Annotated in this window: 16 protein-coding genes; 4 read left to right on the top strand and 12 right to left on the bottom strand. The window is 38.2% G+C overall.

Features of this window, described 5'->3' with window-relative positions:
- Positions 1-374 precede the first annotated feature (374 nt).
- Genes recG through asnC form a run of 3 tightly spaced genes read right to left on the bottom strand, consistent with a single transcriptional unit; the run spans position 375 to position 3,702 of the window.
- Positions 375-2,456 (bottom strand): ATP-dependent DNA helicase RecG, encoded by a 2,082-nt coding sequence (gene recG, locus CWB65_RS16580; protein ID WP_138741028.1) that lies wholly within the window; start codon positions 2,454-2,456, stop codon positions 375-377.
- Between the two features lie 60 nt (positions 2,457-2,516).
- Positions 2,517-3,203, bottom strand: coding sequence for a tRNA (guanosine(18)-2'-O)-methyltransferase TrmH (trmH, locus tag CWB65_RS16575; RefSeq protein ID WP_138741027.1), 687 nt, complete (start codon positions 3,201-3,203; stop codon positions 2,517-2,519).
- A gap of 40 nt (positions 3,204-3,243) precedes the next feature.
- Positions 3,244-3,702 (bottom strand): transcriptional regulator AsnC, encoded by a 459-nt coding sequence (gene asnC / locus CWB65_RS16570; RefSeq protein WP_039038562.1) that lies wholly within the window; start codon positions 3,700-3,702, stop codon positions 3,244-3,246.
- Positions 3,703-3,899: 197 nt separating this feature from the next.
- On the opposite strand from asnC, the gene asnA reads away from it, so the two are divergent.
- A complete protein-coding gene (gene asnA, locus CWB65_RS16565; protein WP_138741026.1) occupies positions 3,900-4,895 on the top strand; it encodes an aspartate--ammonia ligase in 996 nt (331 codons plus the stop codon).
- A 37-nt stretch (positions 4,896-4,932) separates the two neighbouring features.
- On the opposite strand, the gene CWB65_RS16560 is transcribed toward asnA, so the two are convergent.
- From CWB65_RS16560 to CWB65_RS16520, 9 genes are all read right to left on the bottom strand, one after another.
- Entirely contained in the window at positions 4,933-6,540 is a 1,608-nt protein-coding gene (locus CWB65_RS16560; protein WP_039038564.1) for a flagellar assembly protein A, read from the bottom strand.
- Between the two features lie 156 nt (positions 6,541-6,696).
- Positions 6,697-7,089 carry a deaminase RidA gene (gene ridA / locus CWB65_RS16555; protein WP_006794740.1) on the bottom strand — a complete coding sequence of 131 codons (393 nt, stop codon included), beginning with the start codon at positions 7,087-7,089 and terminating at the stop codon, positions 6,697-6,699.
- Between the two features lie 12 nt (positions 7,090-7,101).
- The gene (gene spoT / locus CWB65_RS16550) at positions 7,102-9,207 is read right to left on the bottom strand and encodes a bifunctional GTP diphosphokinase/guanosine-3',5'-bis pyrophosphate 3'-pyrophosphohydrolase (RefSeq protein WP_008130682.1); all 2,106 of its coding nucleotides are present in this window, start codon (positions 9,205-9,207) and stop codon (positions 7,102-7,104) included.
- A 128-nt stretch (positions 9,208-9,335) separates the two neighbouring features.
- Positions 9,336-9,611 (bottom strand): DNA-directed RNA polymerase subunit omega, encoded by a 276-nt coding sequence (gene rpoZ / locus CWB65_RS16545; RefSeq protein WP_006794742.1) that lies wholly within the window; start codon positions 9,609-9,611, stop codon positions 9,336-9,338.
- Between the two features lie 124 nt (positions 9,612-9,735).
- Positions 9,736-10,356 carry a guanylate kinase gene (gene gmk / locus CWB65_RS16540; RefSeq protein ID WP_138741025.1) on the bottom strand — a complete coding sequence of 207 codons (621 nt, stop codon included), beginning with the start codon at positions 10,354-10,356 and terminating at the stop codon, positions 9,736-9,738.
- Between the two features lie 281 nt (positions 10,357-10,637).
- On the bottom strand, positions 10,638-12,545 hold the full coding sequence (locus CWB65_RS16535) for an AAA family ATPase (protein ID WP_138741024.1): 1,908 nt from the start codon (positions 12,543-12,545) through the stop codon (positions 10,638-10,640).
- Positions 12,538-13,038 carry an ABC-three component system middle component 5 gene (locus tag CWB65_RS16530; protein WP_100914104.1) on the bottom strand — a complete coding sequence of 167 codons (501 nt, stop codon included), beginning with the start codon at positions 13,036-13,038 and terminating at the stop codon, positions 12,538-12,540. Before CWB65_RS16530 ends, CWB65_RS16535 begins: the two co-directional genes overlap by 8 nt.
- The gene (locus CWB65_RS16525; RefSeq protein ID WP_138741023.1) at positions 13,035-13,622 is read right to left on the bottom strand and encodes an ABC-three component system protein; all 588 of its coding nucleotides are present in this window, start codon (positions 13,620-13,622) and stop codon (positions 13,035-13,037) included. Before CWB65_RS16525 ends, CWB65_RS16530 begins: the two co-directional genes overlap by 4 nt.
- A gap of 7 nt (positions 13,623-13,629) precedes the next feature.
- Entirely contained in the window at positions 13,630-14,007 is a 378-nt protein-coding gene (locus CWB65_RS16520; RefSeq protein WP_100914102.1) for a hypothetical protein, read from the bottom strand.
- Between the two features lie 368 nt (positions 14,008-14,375).
- On the opposite strand from CWB65_RS16520, the gene CWB65_RS16515 reads away from it, so the two are divergent.
- The 3 genes from CWB65_RS16515 (at position 14,376) to CWB65_RS20275 (ending at position 18,924) form a co-directional block, all read left to right on the top strand.
- Positions 14,376-17,504 (top strand): DEAD/DEAH box helicase, encoded by a 3,129-nt coding sequence (locus CWB65_RS16515; protein WP_138741022.1) that lies wholly within the window; start codon positions 14,376-14,378, stop codon positions 17,502-17,504.
- Positions 17,505-17,738: 234 nt separating this feature from the next.
- The gene (locus CWB65_RS16510) at positions 17,739-18,224 is read left to right on the top strand and encodes a hypothetical protein (protein WP_138741021.1); all 486 of its coding nucleotides are present in this window, start codon (positions 17,739-17,741) and stop codon (positions 18,222-18,224) included.
- Positions 18,225-18,483: 259 nt separating this feature from the next.
- The gene (locus tag CWB65_RS20275) at positions 18,484-18,924 is read left to right on the top strand and encodes a YkgJ family cysteine cluster protein (protein ID WP_138741020.1); all 441 of its coding nucleotides are present in this window, start codon (positions 18,484-18,486) and stop codon (positions 18,922-18,924) included.
- The last annotated feature ends 89 nt before the right edge of the window (positions 18,925-19,013 follow it).

Genomic DNA, 19,013 nt, shown 5'->3' with positions numbered 1-19,013 from the left:
ATATGTATTTATAGCTAACAGCGCCGATGATAGTGTAGCATTTGCTATGTGAAAGTAGGACATTACCAGGCTTCAAATAAGAGAAACCCGTTACAGCAATGTGACGGGTTTTTTGCGTCTGCAGGAAAGTAATCTCTAAAGCGTAGCGTCTCTTTTTTAAGAGTGTTTTGGCTATTCAATACACTGGCCTAAGATAGGCAACATTTCACTGTGACTCTCTACCGCTGTGGGCACTACAACATAATTTATAAGGCTAAGGGTAGGAAGTAATCAGCGTATATGCATTTACATCCAGAGGTTTCAGCTAGAAGACTGTACACTATATTTGAAAACCACTTACTACCTAGAGTGATGTTGGAATAAGTATAATGGGGTTATGCTTGTGCGTAGTTTGTTTTATTGCCCAACCAGCGTTGAATGAGTTGATCTACATATTGAGGGTATTGACTTAACATCTGTTGTGCAATGGGTCTTACTTGATTTAGAGTTTGTTTATCTCGGGTTAAATCAGCAATTTTAAATTCTGCTAAGCCTGTTTGCTTAGTTCCTAGGACTTCACCTGGGCCGCGTATTTCTAAATCCCGCTCGGCTATCACAAAGCCATCGTTACTGTCTCTAAGTACACCCAAGCGTTTTTGAGCGGTATGCGAAAGTGGTGCATGGTATAAAAGAACACAATGGGAGGCAATACTCCCTCTTCCCACTCGCCCGCGTAACTGGTGTAATTGTGCTAAACCTAAGCGCTCTGGGTTTTCAATAATGATTAAGCTTGCGTTAGGTACGTCAACACCTACTTCAATTACTGTTGTAGCAACTAAAACATGTATAAGGCCTTTTTTAAAGTCTTCCATGATGGCCTGCTTTTCTGCTGGCTTCATTCGTCCGTGTACTAAGCCAATACTTAAATCTGGCAAGGCTTCCTTCAATTGCACAGCACTATCTTCAGCTGCTTGGCATTGCAGTGCTTCAGACTCATCAATGAGTGTGCATACCCAATAAACTTGGCGATCTTGTTCATTACAAGCTGATTTAACGCGAGTAATTATATCGTCACGACGCGTGTCTGGAAGTGCTACTGTAGTAATAGGTGTTCGGCCAGGTGGTAACTCATCAATAATTGAGACTTCTAAGTCGGCATAAGCTGTCATTGCTAAAGTACGTGGAATGGGGGTTGCGGTCATCACTAGTTGATGTGGATAACAGCCATTAAATTGTCCCTTTTCTCTTAGTGTTAAACGCTGGTGAACACCGAAACGATGTTGTTCATCAATAATTATAAGTACTAGGTTGTTAAATTTTACTTCATCTTGAAATAAAGCATGTGTACCTACAATCATTTGTGCTTCACCAGAGGCAATCTTTTCTAGTGTTGCTGTACGTTCTTTACCTTTTGTTTTTCCACCAAGCCATGCTACGTCTATGCCTAATTGTTTAAACCATGATGTGAAACTTATACCATGCTGCTCTGCTAGTATTTCAGTAGGTGCCATTAAAGCTACTTGAAACCCTTGAGCTATTGCTGTTAATGCGCTTAATGCCGCAACTAAGGTTTTGCCAGAGCCTACATCGCCTTGAACTAGGCGCATCATAGGATAAGGAGATGCTAGATCAACTTTAATTTCTGACACAACACGATTTTGTGCATTGGTTGGCGCAAAAGGCAATTGTGATAAAAATTGAGGCTCTAATTTATTTGTAGAACTTAGAGACACAGCTTTTGCTTGCTGTCCTTGCTCTCTTACTTTTAATAAGCTTAGGTTTTGTGCAAGTAATTCTTCAAATACTAAACGCTGCTGAGCAGGGTGTGTGCCTTGCTCTAGTTCATTAACGTCGATATCACTAGGTGGGCGATGAAGCAACAATAAGGCATCAGCTAGTGCAAGTTGAGAAGGTTGCCATTGCACGGGTAACAGTTCTTCAACAGAGTATTTATTAAGCAGCTCTACAGCTTGTTCACTTAGGGCCCTAATAGATAATTGCTTTAAACCATCTGTTGTTGGGTATACTGGCGTTAATGTTGAAGCTGTTGGTTGCTCATTTGGTGTATCACTTAAACTGTATTCTGGATGGCTCATTTCAAAGCCAACACGCCCGCGGCGAACTTCGCCGAAGCAACGTATTATTTTTCCAGGGCTTAATGCATTTTTTTGTGCTGCACTGAAATTAAAAAACCTAAGTGTGAGCCTCCCTGTATTATCATTTACTTGCACAACGAGCATACGTCTTTTGCCAAATGTGATCTGGCTTGTTTCTATTGTGGCTTCAATGCTCACGTGGCTGTGTAATGACAGTTCGTTGATGGAATAAATACGGGTTCTATCTTCGTACCTAAGCGGTAAGTGAAAGAGCATGTCTTGCACGTTTTTAATACCTAGCTTTAAAAGGCGTTCGGCCATTTTGGGTCCAACCCCTTTAAGTTCCGTAATGGGGTATTGGTTTAAGCTAGGTTTAGACAATGTAGGCTCAAATCTTTTTATTTGTGAATGAGTTAAGTGTACTCACAGGCTCGCTAAGCATCAAGCATGTTTTAAGGCGTGCCAAAATTCATCGTCAGCAATTATTTCACCTTCTTCATCGAGTGGCGGGTAAGGTAGTTTTTTTATACGGCATTGTTTAGCTATAACGGGGTGGTAGCCTTCAAAATACATAGGGTGTTTTATATCTTCGCTCAACATATTACGGTTATATAGCCCTGCCTTTTCGCGTTGATGTTGTGCTTCAAATAAAATGAGTGCTGCAGCCACAGAAACATTAAGAGATTGCACCATGCCTTGCATAGGGATAATTATGTTTTGATCGGCATGCTTAAGGGCTTGTGCTGAGATCCCTGTTTTTTCTTGCCCAACAATAATTGCTGTGGGTTTTGTGTAATCTATTTCTCTAAAATCAACGGCATCTTCGCTCAGGTGCGTGGCTAATATTTGTACATTTGGGTTGTGCTGTCGCATCATGGTTACGGCATCATCAATGTTTTTATGAAGGTGGGTTTCCAGCCAATTTTTACTCCCGCCAGAGGTGTTATTAGTTAGCCATTTTTGGTTTTCAGGCCATACAGCATGTACATGGTGGCAACCCACTGCATCTGCACTTCTTACAATAGCCGATAGGTTATGGTGTTTGTGCACGTCTTCTAGGCACACGGTTAAGTCGGTTTGGCGACGCGATAAGACGTCTTTAATTCGTTGATAGCGATTTTGCTGCATGGTGATCCTCTTTTTTGTTAATTATACGAAATTTTATGTACTAAGGCATCACTGTGCGGCTAATTGGGTTTTGTAGAGAAATAAGTGTCTCGGTGGACTGAATAGCTTCTATCGCTTGAATTTTATTTATTAATACATCCTGTAAGTGGTCGATTGATTTAGCCATTACTTTAATAAAAATGCTGTAATTACCGGTGGTGTAATAGGCTTCAACAACTTCTTCAAGCGCTTCGAGTTTAATGAGTGTTTCAGGGTAATCGCGTGCATTATTTAAATTAATACCAATAAAACAGCAAACGTCATAGCCAAGTTGCTTTGTATTTATACTTAATTGGGTGCCTGTGATAATTCCTGCTTGTTTTAATTTTTCTACACGCACATGAATAGTACCGGCACTTACGTTAAAACGTTTAGCTAATTCTGCATAAGCTGTACGGGCGTTTTCCATTAAAGCGTGAAGTATCTGTTTATCGAGATTATCGATTTGATAATTTTCCATTATTTTTTCTTATTTAAATTAGTGAATTCACATTTTTATACCCTGTAAATTAGTCGAATTAACACATTAAAGCTATTTTTATTATGGGTTATTGAATTAAAAGTTTAAATCGTTACAGTAACTTCATTAGCAGCATCTATTAGGTGCGTTATTAAAAATAAAGTAAGTAACAATAACTGGGAATGAGGCCAATTATTATGAGTTCACACTATGTGCAGCAGCAGTTGCAAATAAGCAGCGTAAAGCAATTTTTTTCACGGCAATTGGAAAAACAGTTAGGGCTAGTCGAAGTGCAGGCACCTATTCTTGCAAAAGTAGGTGATGGCACACAAGATAATTTAAGCGGTCATGAAAACGCTGTAGCAGTAAATGTAAAAGCGATTGCCGATAGCCAATACGAAGTTGTGCATTCGCTAGCAAAGTGGAAACGTAAAACGTTAGGCGAGTATGGATTTAGTAAAGGTGAAGGCCTTTACACTCAAATGAAGGCACTGCGCCCTGATGAAGAGTCGCTAAGTCCTATCCACTCGGTTTACGTTGATCAGTGGGATTGGGAAAAGGTAATTTGTGAATCAACAGAACGTTCTTTAACTACCCTCAAACGTACAGTTGAATCAATTTATAAAGGCATAAAAGAAACAGAGCAATTTGTTAGCGAACACTTTTCACTTGACCCTTTTTTACCAAGTGATATTCAATTTGTGCACAGTGAAGAGCTTCGTAAAATATACCCTGACCTTACGGCTAAAAATCGCGAAAAAGCAATAGCAAAAAAATATGGTGCTGTATTTTTAATTGGGATTGGCGGTCAATTAGGCGATGGTCAAATTCACGATGTAAGAGCGCCTGATTATGACGATTGGTCTACACCAACGAGCGAACAATATATAGGGCTCAATGGTGATATTTTAGTATGGAATCCAATACTGGAAGATTCCTTTGAGATATCTTCAATGGGGATTCGTGTAAGCCCCGAGATACTAAAAACTCAGTTGAGGATTACAGGAGATGATGACCGCCTGCAATTGGATTGGCATAAGGCATTATTAAAAAGTCAGTTTCCACAAACTATTGGTGGAGGTATTGGGCAATCACGTTTGGCTATGTTATTGCTGCAAAAGGAACATATTGGACAAGTTCAAGTTGGAGTATGGTCAACACAAACACATGCAAGTGTTGACGGTATACTCTAATGAAAGATATAAGAGTGCTGCTTTTAGCACTCTATATTCACGATGTTTTAAACTCAACTTCTACTTTGTTATTCATCAGTTTTATTGTGCAAGGTGGGTAATTACGGTTTGTTTTAAGAACTTTATCAAAAATATGTATTTCCACACCTGAATGTAAAACTGTATTGACGATTAAGTGTGTATTTGTAAGTAATTCATGAAGGTTATTCTCTAATGATGAGAGTTGCCTTTCATATTGCTCTGCTTGTTGACATAGATGTAACTGAGTAGCACCAATTTTATTGATAAGTTCGTTTTTTCTTTCTGGATCTTTAAGCAAGTCTGCTTTTTCTAATGCAGGTTGTAAGGAGTCTAATTGCTGCTCCGTTTTAGCAAGCTCTTTAAAGCACTCGTCAGTTTCAGCAGTAATATCACCGCCGGAGCTTGCTAAATTAATAACCATTTTAGCACCCGATTCGTTGCCAATTTCACCAGCAATTAATGTTGTCGCGTCTAAAATCTCGCCGCCAAATATCTTACCTTTAGGTAAATCTGGTTGACCCACCTTAAGAGCATGACGTGCCTTCATAATACAGTGGCTAGTTTGTCGCTCAATAAAAATATTTGCAGCTTCTAAATAGCAATATTGTGAGTGTGATACATGAATGTCGCCTTCACATATAAGCTTACACGAAAGCGATTTGTCGTCAGATTTTTGATGCCCAATAACGCCTTGCTTAACAGTAATATTACCGCCGGCCGTTAACTCACCAGATTCAACAGTACCAAATATTGTAATATCACCTTTGGCGGTTACTTTCATTCCAGGTTCTATATTTCGAGTAACAATCACACTGCCTTCAAAATCAATATGACCGCTTTTAACGTTGACATCGGGAATAGTAAAAATATCGTCTACGCGCATTCCGTTAGTAATTTCAATAGGCACACCTGATATGGTTGATACTAACTCTAGAGGGTTAAGTTTAGAGATCTCGGTACCCTCACCGGCAACAAGTTGTTTATTGTCACCCGGTTTCGCTGGTAGTATATCGCCAAGTACAGTAAAGCCTTCTTTTCCTGGAGTTGCGGGTTGCTGGCGTATAAGTACCGCACCAGGCTCAACACTTGCCATTTTACCAAAGTCACGCATATCAACGCTGCCATCTTCTTTTAACTTTGGGGTTTTTAGATGGTCTTTTAAGGTTCTTACTTTGGTAACGAGTTTAGTTGCTAAGCCATCACTGGGCAGGCGGCCTTGAGCCAAAATACCCTGCACAACCTCACCTGCTTTAGCAGTAAATTGCTTTTGTAATAGTTGTTCTAAATATGCTTGCTTATAACCACGAACTATACCTGCTTTGACTAGCTGTTTTTTTGCATCATCAAGGCTGAGTAAATCACCGCCTTGCGCGACGGTAAGCTCGCCAGTAGCCATCATTTTATCATCACTGATGACAACCTCTAACTTTGCATCGTATTTGGTCGCGACGATAAGTACTGGCTCTGCACTTTTATCTTTGAAGAATGCATTAATTGCGTCGTAATCAATTTTACAGTCGCAAAATTTAGACATTTCTATTGCTTCAATAACAAATGTAGCACTTGGAGGCGGGTGTTTATTTACATCGAGTAAAACATTCCCATTATGAGCAAGCTTAAACACAGCTAATCCTTTTTAACCACTAAAGTTTTAGTAAATTAATGACATAGTTACAGAGTGATAGAAATTGAAGACGGAGTCAAGATAGTAAGAATAACAATATAGTATAAAAAGAGGACAGGTGTGAGCTATAGAGTGGGTCTATAGCTCAGGAAAATATTAGTTAGTTGAAGGCAGTTCCATTATTCCGTCAATCTCAACTTGTACACCTTTTGGTAAAGCACGTACACCAACTGCTGCACGTGCAGGGTATGGCTGCTTAAAGTACTGGCTCATCACTTCGTTAACGACAGCAAAGTTAGATAAATCAGTTAAATAAATATTTACTTTAACTAAGTCTTGAATTTTACCACCGGCTTCTTCACACACTGCTGTGATATTTTTAAATACTTGATGTGTTTGCTCACTAAAGTCTTCTGATATAACTTCCATAGTCTCAGGTACTAATGGAATTTGACCAGACAAGTATACTGCAGTGCCAACTTTAACTGCTTGGCTATAAGTACCTATTGCTGCAGGTGCTTTTTCGGTGGATATAAATGCTTTGTTCATGTTTTTCCTATGTTATTTTTTTCGATAGACTTTTTGCACATCGGGCATTACGCGAATTTTTCGCATAATATTGGCAACATGGACACGGTTTTTAACCGTGACTCCAAGGTCTATCACATATAAATTACTTTCTTTTTCGTCAGTCGCTATTTCAACAATATTAGCGTGGGTTGTGGCAACTACGTTGGTTAACTTAGCTAACGCACCTTGATGATTAATAATCTCTACCCTAAGGGCTGCTATGTATTCTTTTTCAGGGTTATCATCCCATTTTACGACCAAGTATTTAGATCGTTCACTTTCCCAGCCACGAATATTTTTACATTCTTGGCGATGAACTGTTAATCCTTTACCTTGGCTTATGTGTGCAGTAATTGCATCACCTGGGACAGGGCGGCAACATTTAGAGTAATTGACTAACATGCCTTCTGTTCCAATAATGGTCGCTTTGGCTTGTTTCGTTATGTCGGTCAAGTCGTCAGAATCATTTTGCAATAAACGCTTGGCTATGAGTACGCTCATTAAATTACCAGCGCCAATTTCTACAAGCAGCTCAAGTAAGGTCGAAAGTTCATGCTCCTCAAGAACGCGTGCAATATTTTCATCAGGAATACTATCTAGCTTGTTTTCGCCTAGTGCAGAGTCGAGTAAGCGTCTACCAAGCAACATAGCTTCTTCATGATGCTGACTCTTAAGGTAATTACGAATACCTAAGCGCGCTTTACCCGTCACAATAAAGTTAAGCCAAGTAGCATTAGGGTGAGCGCCTGAACTGGTGATCACTTCAATTGTTTGGCCTGTGTCTAGTGGTTTACTTAACGGGTAAGGTTTGCGGTTAACACGCGCGCCTACACAGGTATTGCCTACGTCGGTATGAACTGCATACGCAAAATCGACCGCAGTAGCGCCCATTGGTAGTTCAACTATTCGGCCATCAGGGGTGAATACGTAAATTTCCTCAGGGAATAATTCTGTTTTAACGTTTTCAATAAATTCAAATGACGACCCTGCACTTTGTTGAAGTTCAAGTAAGCTTTGCATCCATTGACGAGCACGTTGCTGAGACGTATTTCCTGCACCATCGCCTGCTTTTTTATACATCCAATGTGCTGCAACGCCTTTGTCGGCCATATGATCCATATCATGAGTACGAATTTGTATTTCTACAGGAATACCATGCGGGCCAACAAGCGAAGTATGCAACGACTGGTAACCATTTGTTTTAGGTACCGCAATGTAATCTTTAAAGCGAGTTTCAATAGGTTTATATAAATTATGCGCAACGCCTAATACACGGTAGCAGGTATCCATTGAATCGACGGCAATTCTAAACGCATAAATATCCATTACCTCATTAAACAGCAACTCCTTATTTAGCATTTTTTTATAAATGCTATAAAGGTGTTTTTCGCGTCCAGATACAGTAGCAGCAATGCCCGATTCTTCTAAGCGAGCTTCTACTTCAGTTTGAATATTGGAGATAACTTCTTTGCGGTTACCACGGGCTTTAGCCACTTCCGACTTAAGTGCACGATGGCGCATAGGGTATAATGCTTGAAAACCTAAGTCTTCCAGTTCATTTTTTATATCGTGAATACCCAAACGGTTTGCAATGGGTGCGTATATTTCAAGTGTTTCACGCGCTATGCGGCGGCGTTTATCTGGGCGAAGTGCGCCAAGGGTGCGCATATTGTGTGTTCTATCGGCAAGTTTGATTAAAATAACCCGAATGTCTTGTGTCATTGCCATGATCATTTTTCGGTAGTTTTCAGCCTGAAACTCTTTTTTATCTTTAAAGCTTAGCTTATCAAGCTTACTTACACCTTCAACAAGTTCTGCGACGGTTTCGCCAAAAATCTCAGCTAAGTCTTGTTGGCTAAAGTCGGTATCTTCAATTACATCGTGCATTAATGCGGCCATGAGCGTTTCATGATCAAGGTGCATACCTGCGAGGATTTGAGTTACTTCAACGGGGTGAGTAATGTAAGGCTCGCCGCTTGAGCGAGTTTGACCTTCATGGGCCTCTCGTGCTACCACGTAAGATTTTTGTACCAGCTCAACTTCAGCAGCAGGTAAGTATTCAGAAATTTTCTTTTTTAGACCTTCAAAAAGATACATTCACACTCCAATGTTCTAGTGAAGCAAATTAGGTAACGGTAAGTTAAGAATATACGATGAAAAGAAAGGATTGCCAACGGCTATAGTAGAAATACTGCGCCGTTGGCTAAATCAGACCGGGAGGTCGATTATTGGTTGCCACCAACAATAGCAGCAACAGCAGCAAGTTCTGCTGCTTCTTGATGTTGTTGTTCTTCACGGTCGATTAAATCCATTGATGAGCTATCAACAAGGTTTAATTCAATTTCACGTAAAGCAACAACGGTTGGTTTATCGTTTTCAGGGTCTACTAGTGGAGTTTTACCACCAACAGCAATTTGGCGGGCACGACGAGCCGCAACTAAAATTAAGTCAAAACGATTACCAACTGCATCTACTGCATCTTCAACTGTTACGCGAGCCATCTCAGCACTCCAAAAATAATTTAAAAGCAAAGGCGTAGTTTACTGTACGCAGGGACTTTCGCCAATAGGTAGTGGTCAATTTTTATCAGTTTTACTGAGTATGACCTAATTAAATGCCCTTAATTTACTTTAAAAGGTCATTTAGTAATTTTTTATTACGAATTTCTTGAGCGCTTAATGTTAAACGCTGCGCCATAACAATCGTTTCGATATCACCAAGGGCAGTATCAAAATCATCGTTTACAATAACAAAATCGTACTCGTTGAAATGAGATGTTTCAGATTGTGCTTTGGCCATACGAGACGCAATAACATCTGCAGAGTCTTGGCCGCGGTTATTTAAGCGTTGTTCAAGTTCTGCTTTAGAAGGCGGTAAAATAAAAATAGTCTGCACGCTTGGCATAATTTTACGAACTTGCTGTGCACCTTGCCAGTCTATGTCTAAAAATACATCTATGCCTGCGTCAAGTTGCGACTTAATAGCTTGTTTTGATGTACCGTAATAGTTATCAAAAACTTGTGCCCACTCAAAAAAATCATCTTTGGTAATTAATGCTTTAAACTCATCTGTAGTTACAAAGTGATAGTGAATGCCATTTTCTTCACCTGGGCGAGGTGAGCGAGTGGTGTGCGATACCGATACTTTCATATCTGCATGTTTCTTAAGTAAGGCATTAATTAAGCTAGACTTACCTGCACCTGATGGCGCTGATAAAATAAATAAGTTTCCGCGAGTTTGAGCCATGTTTTTCTCTATCAAAAAATAAACAGGCTTGGGTTATAAATAACCCAAGCCTTTAATTATTACATTGTACTTTATTTAGCTATTTGTGCTCAAGTGAGTCACAGGCGAACTTTACGCTATTCAATATTCTGGATCTCAACGAAGAACAATATCCAGAGCGCCTCTGAAGCCTAATAAAATCAAGCCTTCCAGCAATGCCGTCTCGGGAAGATTAACACTGAACTACCACTCGCGCTACCATTAATGGAAAACAACAGTTAGACCTTTCCATCCTCGTACTTTTAGAAATTCAATGTATGATCACCTTTTTCGTAATATGGGCCGACTCCGTACTCGTCATTATTTAAGGTGTCATCAACCATAGATGTTGTCATGATTATCTGGAATGAACCCTTTAACTCACTTATTTTATCAACAATAATTCGTTGAAAGTTTTGGCTTCTAGCCTCTTTCATTCCTTTGTCTTCAATGTTATCGAACATCATAAAACAGGGCAGTCTAAACTCGTTGTCTCTTACTGCCACTATCAAAGTTGCTAAATGGAAAGCATTTTTTAAAATAACATTTGAACTGGCAGAAAAATTAGCTCTGTCATCTAATCTTAAGCTATCAGTTGCAAAGTCAAAATCAAATCGCTCTGCGTTGTTAAATGCAGGTTCAACTCCTCCATCAGCTTTTAATATTTCTAGCACTTCTTCTGATATGGCATTTTTAACTGATTTAATGCGACTAGCACGCATAGCTTCGGTTGCCCTCAGTTTATCTTCATATCTTGTTAAGTTAGCTTGTAATGCAGCCTTTTGTTCCCTTTTAACATCTAAAGTGGCAGCTAAATCTAATCGATCTTTTAAAGTTGATATTTGAGCTTCAATATAACCTTTCTCTTTTGCTAACTCAGTTAATTTAATTTCATAATCACTGCTGTAATTACTAATTTCTCTTAGATTTGCTCTTAGATGATGTAGAGTTTCTTTATGGCCTTTTATTGATGACTGCAGCTCAGCTTTCTTTTTTAACTCTTTAGACAGCATTTGCTTTGTTTCACTGAGTTGAAAGTCTAACTCGTTCAAAGCTTGTATATATGTTTCGTTAACTGTGTTGGCTTTTTTGTCGGAGTGACACAAGCAGCATTTGTTTTCATCACTTTGTGGCTTAATTTCTGTTAAACAACTAGGACAATATTTGAACGCAATATGTTCCAAATAGCTTGAGGTTAAACTCGCCTGATCTAATGACGATTTTCTAAATTCCAAAGCTTTTAAGAACTCTTCACTTTCTGATATATCGTAAATAGTGGCTATATATTCACTATCTAGCTTTTGAATCAGTTTTGACTGTTTTGATATTGACTCTTGGAGTATTTTTGACTTCTTTTGAATATCTTCGTCTTGGAATGAACCTTTATTAGATAGAATAAGTTCTCTTTGGGTTTCTAGCTTCAAAAGATCTTCAGTTAAGCTATTTATATCTTGATCTATTTCTTTAGATGTTGCTTTGATATTGGTTTGGCCTAACACTTTATAAATTGTTCTAAGCTCATCTTCTAATTTATCAAACTGTTTGTTGGCTACATATAGCTTTTGCCTCAATGAATGAGCTTCTAAATCATCAAATCCAAAAGTATATTCACCTATAGCCTTTCTCATTGATTCTTTATCGTAGATGAAAGGTTCTGTTCTAAAAATTTTAGATGCAGGTGTGTCTTGATCAATGTAAAGCAATCTAAACAATTGATGAATAGTCAGTGACTCACTATCTGCAGTGTTATGTTGCTCAAGGCCAAGTAAGCTAAAAAACTGCATTGAATAACTCTTGCGAGCTTCACTTTTACTATTTTTATAACTAGTCCACCCTTCGTGCTTTATTAAAGATTCCTGGAAGCTACCTTCAAACATTTCTATTAAAGGTTTACTAGTTGCTGATTCGATCTTTCTTTTAAACACATAAGGCTTTTTATTTAAATCTAGCGATATAGTAATTTCAGTGCAATCTAACGCTTCTTTTTTCCAATTATGTTTTTTAATATCGGCACCTAATCCATATGATATCAACTCCATTATTGTTGACTTACCAGTACCGTTGAACCCTCTAATTACGTTTAGGCCATTGCTAAAATTTTCATCATAAACAGTCTTAGTTCCTGCTTTAATTACAACTTTATTTATATTCAGAGTAGTTGTATTAGTCATATTTGTATTCCAGTAATCCTGACCTATATTTCAATCCTTTATCACCTTCCCAAACAGTTTTTAGTAGCCCCTCGATTAAAACTTTTTGTACATTTTCATCAACAAATTGTTTTTTACAAATCAGAGATAAAAGTTCACTTGGAATAGCTTCTTTATTGAGGTGTAACTCACCTTCAGAATATAGGTTTGTATCTAAAAGTCCTTTACCAAAGAGTGTTGCTATTGCTACTCCCTGAACTTCTGACAGTTCAAAAAAAACTCTTTTGGCATTTGATATCTTCTCGTAAGGCTCAGGTATAGTTGATATCAATTTTTTCAAATGTTTAATATCTTGAGGCCATGGTGAGATAGTTTTTAACAAGTGTGGAAACGAAGCATAAAAATCCAGTAAGCGAATTTTCTCTATAGAAATGCTGCCATTATTAAAAAAGAGTATTGAAAGTAATCTGTAAATACAATGGTTAGTATCTTTAGCAGGGTGGTATAAAATCATGACTTCGACCACTTTAAGTAACAATTGCCAGTCATCATATACATCATTCCTCTAATTTGTTTCGCGGTTAATGTCGGATCTGCTGCCATTACTTCTTGAGACAATGGTTGAATAATTAGTGTTGATATAGCGAGATCAACTTTTTCATTTTCTGAACCATTTTTAATTAGAGGAACAATATACGTATTGAATCGTTCTTCTATTTTCCCTAGCAGTGTCAAATGAATTGCAGTTTGATGAGTGGAAAACTCATAACGCATAAGTCTCTTTGCGAATTTGTCCTTATATTCTTTAGCTTCTTCGATGAGATCTTTACGGTTACCGTCCATGAGTTTATTTTCTAATCCAATAATATCTCTATTAGGGCGCGGTTTTTTGTAATCTTCTAGCTCTTCTTTAATTGCTCTGAATTCATCACTTTCACAACTGATTTTTTTATACTCATCAACTAACTTTAATATACTGTCCGAGTCAACCTTTGGAACTTCGAAGTTAAAGTTGAGTTGTTTGTTTCCAATGAATATATCGCCGCTATCAGTTTCAACATCGCGAATAGTGTTATAGGAAAAAGGATTATCTTCCATCACTCAACTACTTGCCTTTGCTACCAATGAAGACGTCTCCATTTTTGCTTTTAATTCCTGATATTTCGTTTTCTTTAAAGCTAGTGACAACGTCTTTAGAGTCTTTTGAGCCTATAAAAACTTCACCGTCTTCTAGTTCGATATCAGATAGTTTATTTTTTGAGAACTCTTTTGCTGTTGCGTTGCTAGTCTTCTTTGCTGGTAGTTTAGAATAAACAATTAACGCTAAAATAATTAAGAAAGTTAGAATTAAAGCCACAATTGTTACAAGGTCGGAAATTTCCTTGTCTAGTACCTTTGAAAAGGTAATTGCTACGATGATAGTGATAATAGTAGGAATTGGACTTGATTTCGCAGTAATCTTTAAAATTTCCATGTAGTTCATAATTTTCCTTTATATACAACGAACTAAGTTGATTACGTAATTTACATTTTTTCATCGTATTAATAAAGAAAATTTCTGAAGAACAGTTACCACACTACTTTAAACTTTACACAAGTTACTCCCTTTTAAATTGTATTAATCATTAATTGCATATAAGGGGGTTTGTAAAGACAGGGCCTAAGGGTGGATGATTTTGCAAACAGATTATCGATGGATGTTTACATGTTATTTAAGATTAAGCTCTGGACTAGGACACTTCCGGTCGTATATTTATCACTTAAAATAAGTCAAGTAAAACGCATGATATTTAATTCCCCTTTGTTTGTGTGTATGGTTTGTTCTCGTTGAAGGAATAATTGAAGTAGTTAATGAATACTCTAGGAATATACGAACAACTTATCACTAACCTAATTTCAGGTCGTCTAAATCACGATAAGTTTTATGTTGGTGAGCGTGTTTTGGAGCAATCGGAGGCGGCAATTTGGTTGTCTCGTTTTTTAAATCGTGTAATTGAATATGCTGTTAATTGCTTACCATCCGGAGATGATCAACTTCAGCGTCAAATTGAGTTGTCGAATCAACTAATTCTATGGCTTAAAGATAAACTGCAGGATGACGAGTTTTTTGATGAAAACTTGCTTGAAGGTCAGGGCAAAATACTCACCGCTTTATACGAAATAGAAAACCCCGTTTCCGCCGATCTTAAAAAGTACGTTGAAGATATATTCCCGCTAACCGGCCTTACCCAAAGTGAGTTGTTTTGCGGCAGTAATGCCGGCTTGTCGTTAGAGAGCGAATTAAAACGTGAGATCTTATCGTCAGATACAATTTATTGGTTAGTATCATTCATCAAGTGGGCGGGCATTCGAATTTTCCGCAAAGAGCTTGAAGAGTTTACTCGTAGTGGTCGCAAGTTAAAGGTGATCACCACGTCATATATGGGCGCGACGGATGCTAAAGCAGTAGAGTTTTTAGCGTCTTTGCCGAACACAGAAGTTAAGCTTAGCTACAATACAAAGCGCGAACGATTACACGCTAAAAGCTATTTGTTTTTACGAAATACCGGTTTTAATACAGGCTATATTGGTTCTTCCAACTTATCTCATTCAGCCTTAACGAGTGGGCTTGAATGGAATTTAAAAATTACATCTCAAGAGATCCCTCATATTATTGAGCGATCCATAAATACATTTGAAACTTATTGGAATTCAAACGAGTTTGAAATTTTTGATGGCAAAGTTGAAGCTAAAGAAAAACTCAAAACAGCTTTAAAACGAGCACGTATTGGCGATGGCATAAACGAGCCATCGGCGCATTATTTTGAGATTAAACCATTTACTCACCAACAAGAGATCCTCGAACAACTTGAAGTAGAGCGATCGTTACATCAGCGATTTAAAAACCTAGTGGTCGCGGCTACGGGCACTGGAAAAACGTTAATATCGGCGTTTGATTTTGCTCGCTATTTAAAACAGAAGCCGAACGCCAAATTTTTATTTGTTGCTCATCGCGAAGAGATCTTAAAGCAAGCGAGGTTGGCCTATCGAGGCGTGTTAAAAAACGCCAGTTTTGGTGAGTTGTGGGTAGGTAATTATAAACCAGAGCGATATGAGCAACTGTTTGCGTCAGTACAAACACTGAATAACCAACTCCCCGACTTAAATTTATCCGCAGACTATTATGATTATGTTGTTATAGATGAAGTGCATCACGTCGCTGCCAGTTCTTATCGAAGCATTTTAGCCAGATTTGAACCGCAGATTTTACTTGGTTTGACTGCCACGCCGGAAAGGCATGATGGCTCTAATATTCTTGATGACTTTTGCGGTGTTATTGCTGCGGAAATTCGTTTACCTGAAGCGATTAATCGTCGCCATTTATGCCCGTTTCAGTATTTTGGTGTCGATGATGATACAGACCTTCGGAATATCAGTTGGAGTCGTGGGCGCTATGATATTGCAGAGCTTACGAACCTGTATACTCATAACCAGCAACGAGTAGACAAAATATACCAAACCCTAAATGAACTAATTACTTCAATAAGTAACATGCGAGCTTTGGCTTTCTGCGTTAGCAAAGAGCATGCGGCATATATGTGTAAGCAGTTTTTGCTCAAAGGTATTAAGTGTGACTATTTAACCAGTGATAACAGTCAAGACCGAGCTCAAAAGCAGCAAGCCCTCCGAAGTGGCGAAATCAACATTTTATTCGTTGTTGATATTTTTAATGAGGGTGTGGATATACCCGAGGTGGATACGCTGTTGTTTTTGAGACCAACAGAAAGTTTGACGATCTTTTTACAGCAATTGGGACGTGGTTTGCGTTTAGCTGATGATAAAGAAGTTTGTACTGTGTTGGATTTTGTTGGTAATGCCAATGCCGATTACGATTTTGCCCATAAGTTTCGAGCGTTGGTGGGGAAAACCGATGGCGCCATTAGTGATGAAATTAAAAATGGATTTCCTCATGCGCCGCTTGGATGCCGAATTGAACTATCTAAACAAACTCAAGATGTTGTGCTGAGGAACATTCGTAATGCGACCTTAAGCAAACAACGGTTAATAGGTTTAGCACATTCTTTTTCTAGGGACTCAACCTTAGAAATGAACTTGGCAAACTTCATCAAAGTATATCCACAAGTTGAAGTAGAAGCTTTGTATAAAAGACTAAGTTGGACTGAGCTTTGTTTAGAGGCCGGTTTATTAAATGATGTGGATCCTGAGCTTATTCGTAACTTTGCCAGAATGGTAAAGACAAGGTTGTTAGTGTGCGATGATCATGAATACCTAAATAATTTACAAAGCTTCGCTAAACAAGGATTGATAAGTTTAGGTTCACACCAGCTCATGTTGCATTATGACTTCTGGCAACAATCTGGAGAAAAGCTAGGTTTTAAAGATATTAACGATAGTTTAAACCAACTTGAACATAAGTGGTTAAAAGCGGAGTTAGGGAGTTTAACCACTTTGCTAATTGGCCGTATACACCATAAACAAGAAACAATGCCAATGATGGGCAACCACCCGATGAAGCTTCATGCTAGATATGCCAGAGAGCAAATACTCGTTGGTTTTGGTGCTACCACATTTGAGAAGCAGCCAAATTCAAGAGAAGGTGTGTTTAATATTAAAGAGCAAAATATCGAATTGTTGTTTGTCACTTTGAATAAAAATGAAAAACAGTTTTCACCAACTACCATGTATCACGATTATGCGATAAATGAAGACCTCTTCCATTGGCAAAGCCAAAACTCAGCGAGGCCTGAGCGGGGTAAAGGGTTAGAGTATGTAACCCACAAAGAAAAAGGCAAACGTTTGTTCCTCTTTGTTCGTGAGCAATCTAAAGATGAATTTGGTAAAACGATGGGGTTTGTTAATTTCGGTGAAGTTGACTATATGTCACATACAGGTAGCCAACCGATGAATATTACTTGGAAGTTGCGTAATACCATGCCCGCATTTATGTGGAAACAGGCTGCTAAACTGGCAATGGCTTAGTAATTAAAGATAACAAAGCGTTTTTTATTCTGTAAATACAGATTTGCATTAGATATCGGAACAGGTACACATGAGATATTTTTGAAGATTAAGTTTTAAATTATATTCAATTTATGTCGTGACAAGACAGTTAGTTGTTTTGAAACGCTAAGCTCCTCACTATTCGCCTGTTTTTTGACAAGTTGTTGAACTAACTGAATATGGTGTTCAAGCTAATTAAAACGGAAAAACACCATGTTAAGCTTTAAGCAAGAATATTACTTACCGACTGCTGAGCAGCATCAACAAGCTTTAATTTCAAACCTTCAAGATGACTTAATGTCAGAACCAGAGTTCAAATCCCTTGTATCCAATCTCATGATCACCGATAGTGGCTTAGAAGCCGTTTTCGCAATGTCGCTAATTGACTTGAAGGTTAAGCAGATGAATCAGCATAACCAGAAGAACTATCAAGAACTAATCAATGACGCAGTGACTGCCATAACTGTCCTTAACGATGAAATTGATTACATTGTTGATGTTGCAGATGAAGCGCTAACTGTTCACGCAGTTATGCAGCCGATACTTGCTGTCACTACATTCCTATTGGGGAAGTCACCTATAGTTAGGTTTTGTGAGGAGAGGGAAGAAAAGGATCTTATGACTCGAGTTGAAGAACTCATTAATTCCTTTCATAACACGATCAGAAAATCCAAAGAGCATAACCGACGTCCTCATTAACTTGAATTAGCCCTGTTACTCAATTTTGCTTAACAGGGTTTTTTGTAGGTATAACAAAATTTACTTCTATCAATTCTAGGGAAGTTCTAAATTTCACTTATTTATGTCTTCACCGAGAAAATGGAGCTCGTAAAACTAAATCGAAGCAAACCAGGTTCCATCCCATAGTGCCTATGAGGCTCCAAGTAAATTATGATTTTTGACAGGTTTACGGGCTGGGCGACACTAATTGCAACTTAATAAACAAGGCGCAATTATCATGACTTCAACTAATCCACTTTACCTTCTGCAATCTTTTTCCAAGCAAGCTCAGAAAGAAGCAAGCAGTAAACTGAGTCGGAAGACCACTATATCGACATTGCAGTCATCACTTAGACGACATGAATCTCTTATTGAAACAGTGAGCCAAGCCACCAATAAACAAGTAGCTTGTAAGGAAAATTGCAGTTATTGCTGTTCGTATTGTCGGGTATTTGTTACGCCTGCCGAAGTGTTCTTATTAAAGCAAAGCATTCAAAAAAGCCTTTCTACTACTCAGCTAACAGATTTCATATATAAGCTAACAGACAGAGTTAGGCACTTAACTACGCTTTCAAACGAAGATTTTTATAATTCAAATATCGACTGTATCTTCTTGGAAAAGAATCTATGTAGTGTTTATGAAGTTCGTCCATTTAATTGCCGAAACTATCATGCGTAAGCGTCCGGCAATCTACACCTAGCTTTTGATATTCCAAGGCAGTAAATCATCGATTTTGCATCCCGGTTTGCAGATTTGGGTTAAATTAT

This window comes from Pseudoalteromonas sp. S554, assembly GCF_005930865.1.
In the GTDB taxonomy this organism is placed as follows: domain Bacteria; phylum Pseudomonadota; class Gammaproteobacteria; order Enterobacterales; family Alteromonadaceae; genus Pseudoalteromonas; species Pseudoalteromonas marina.
The sequence above is the reverse complement of the archived record's forward strand: the minus strand, read 5'-3'. Positions and strand labels throughout refer to the sequence as shown.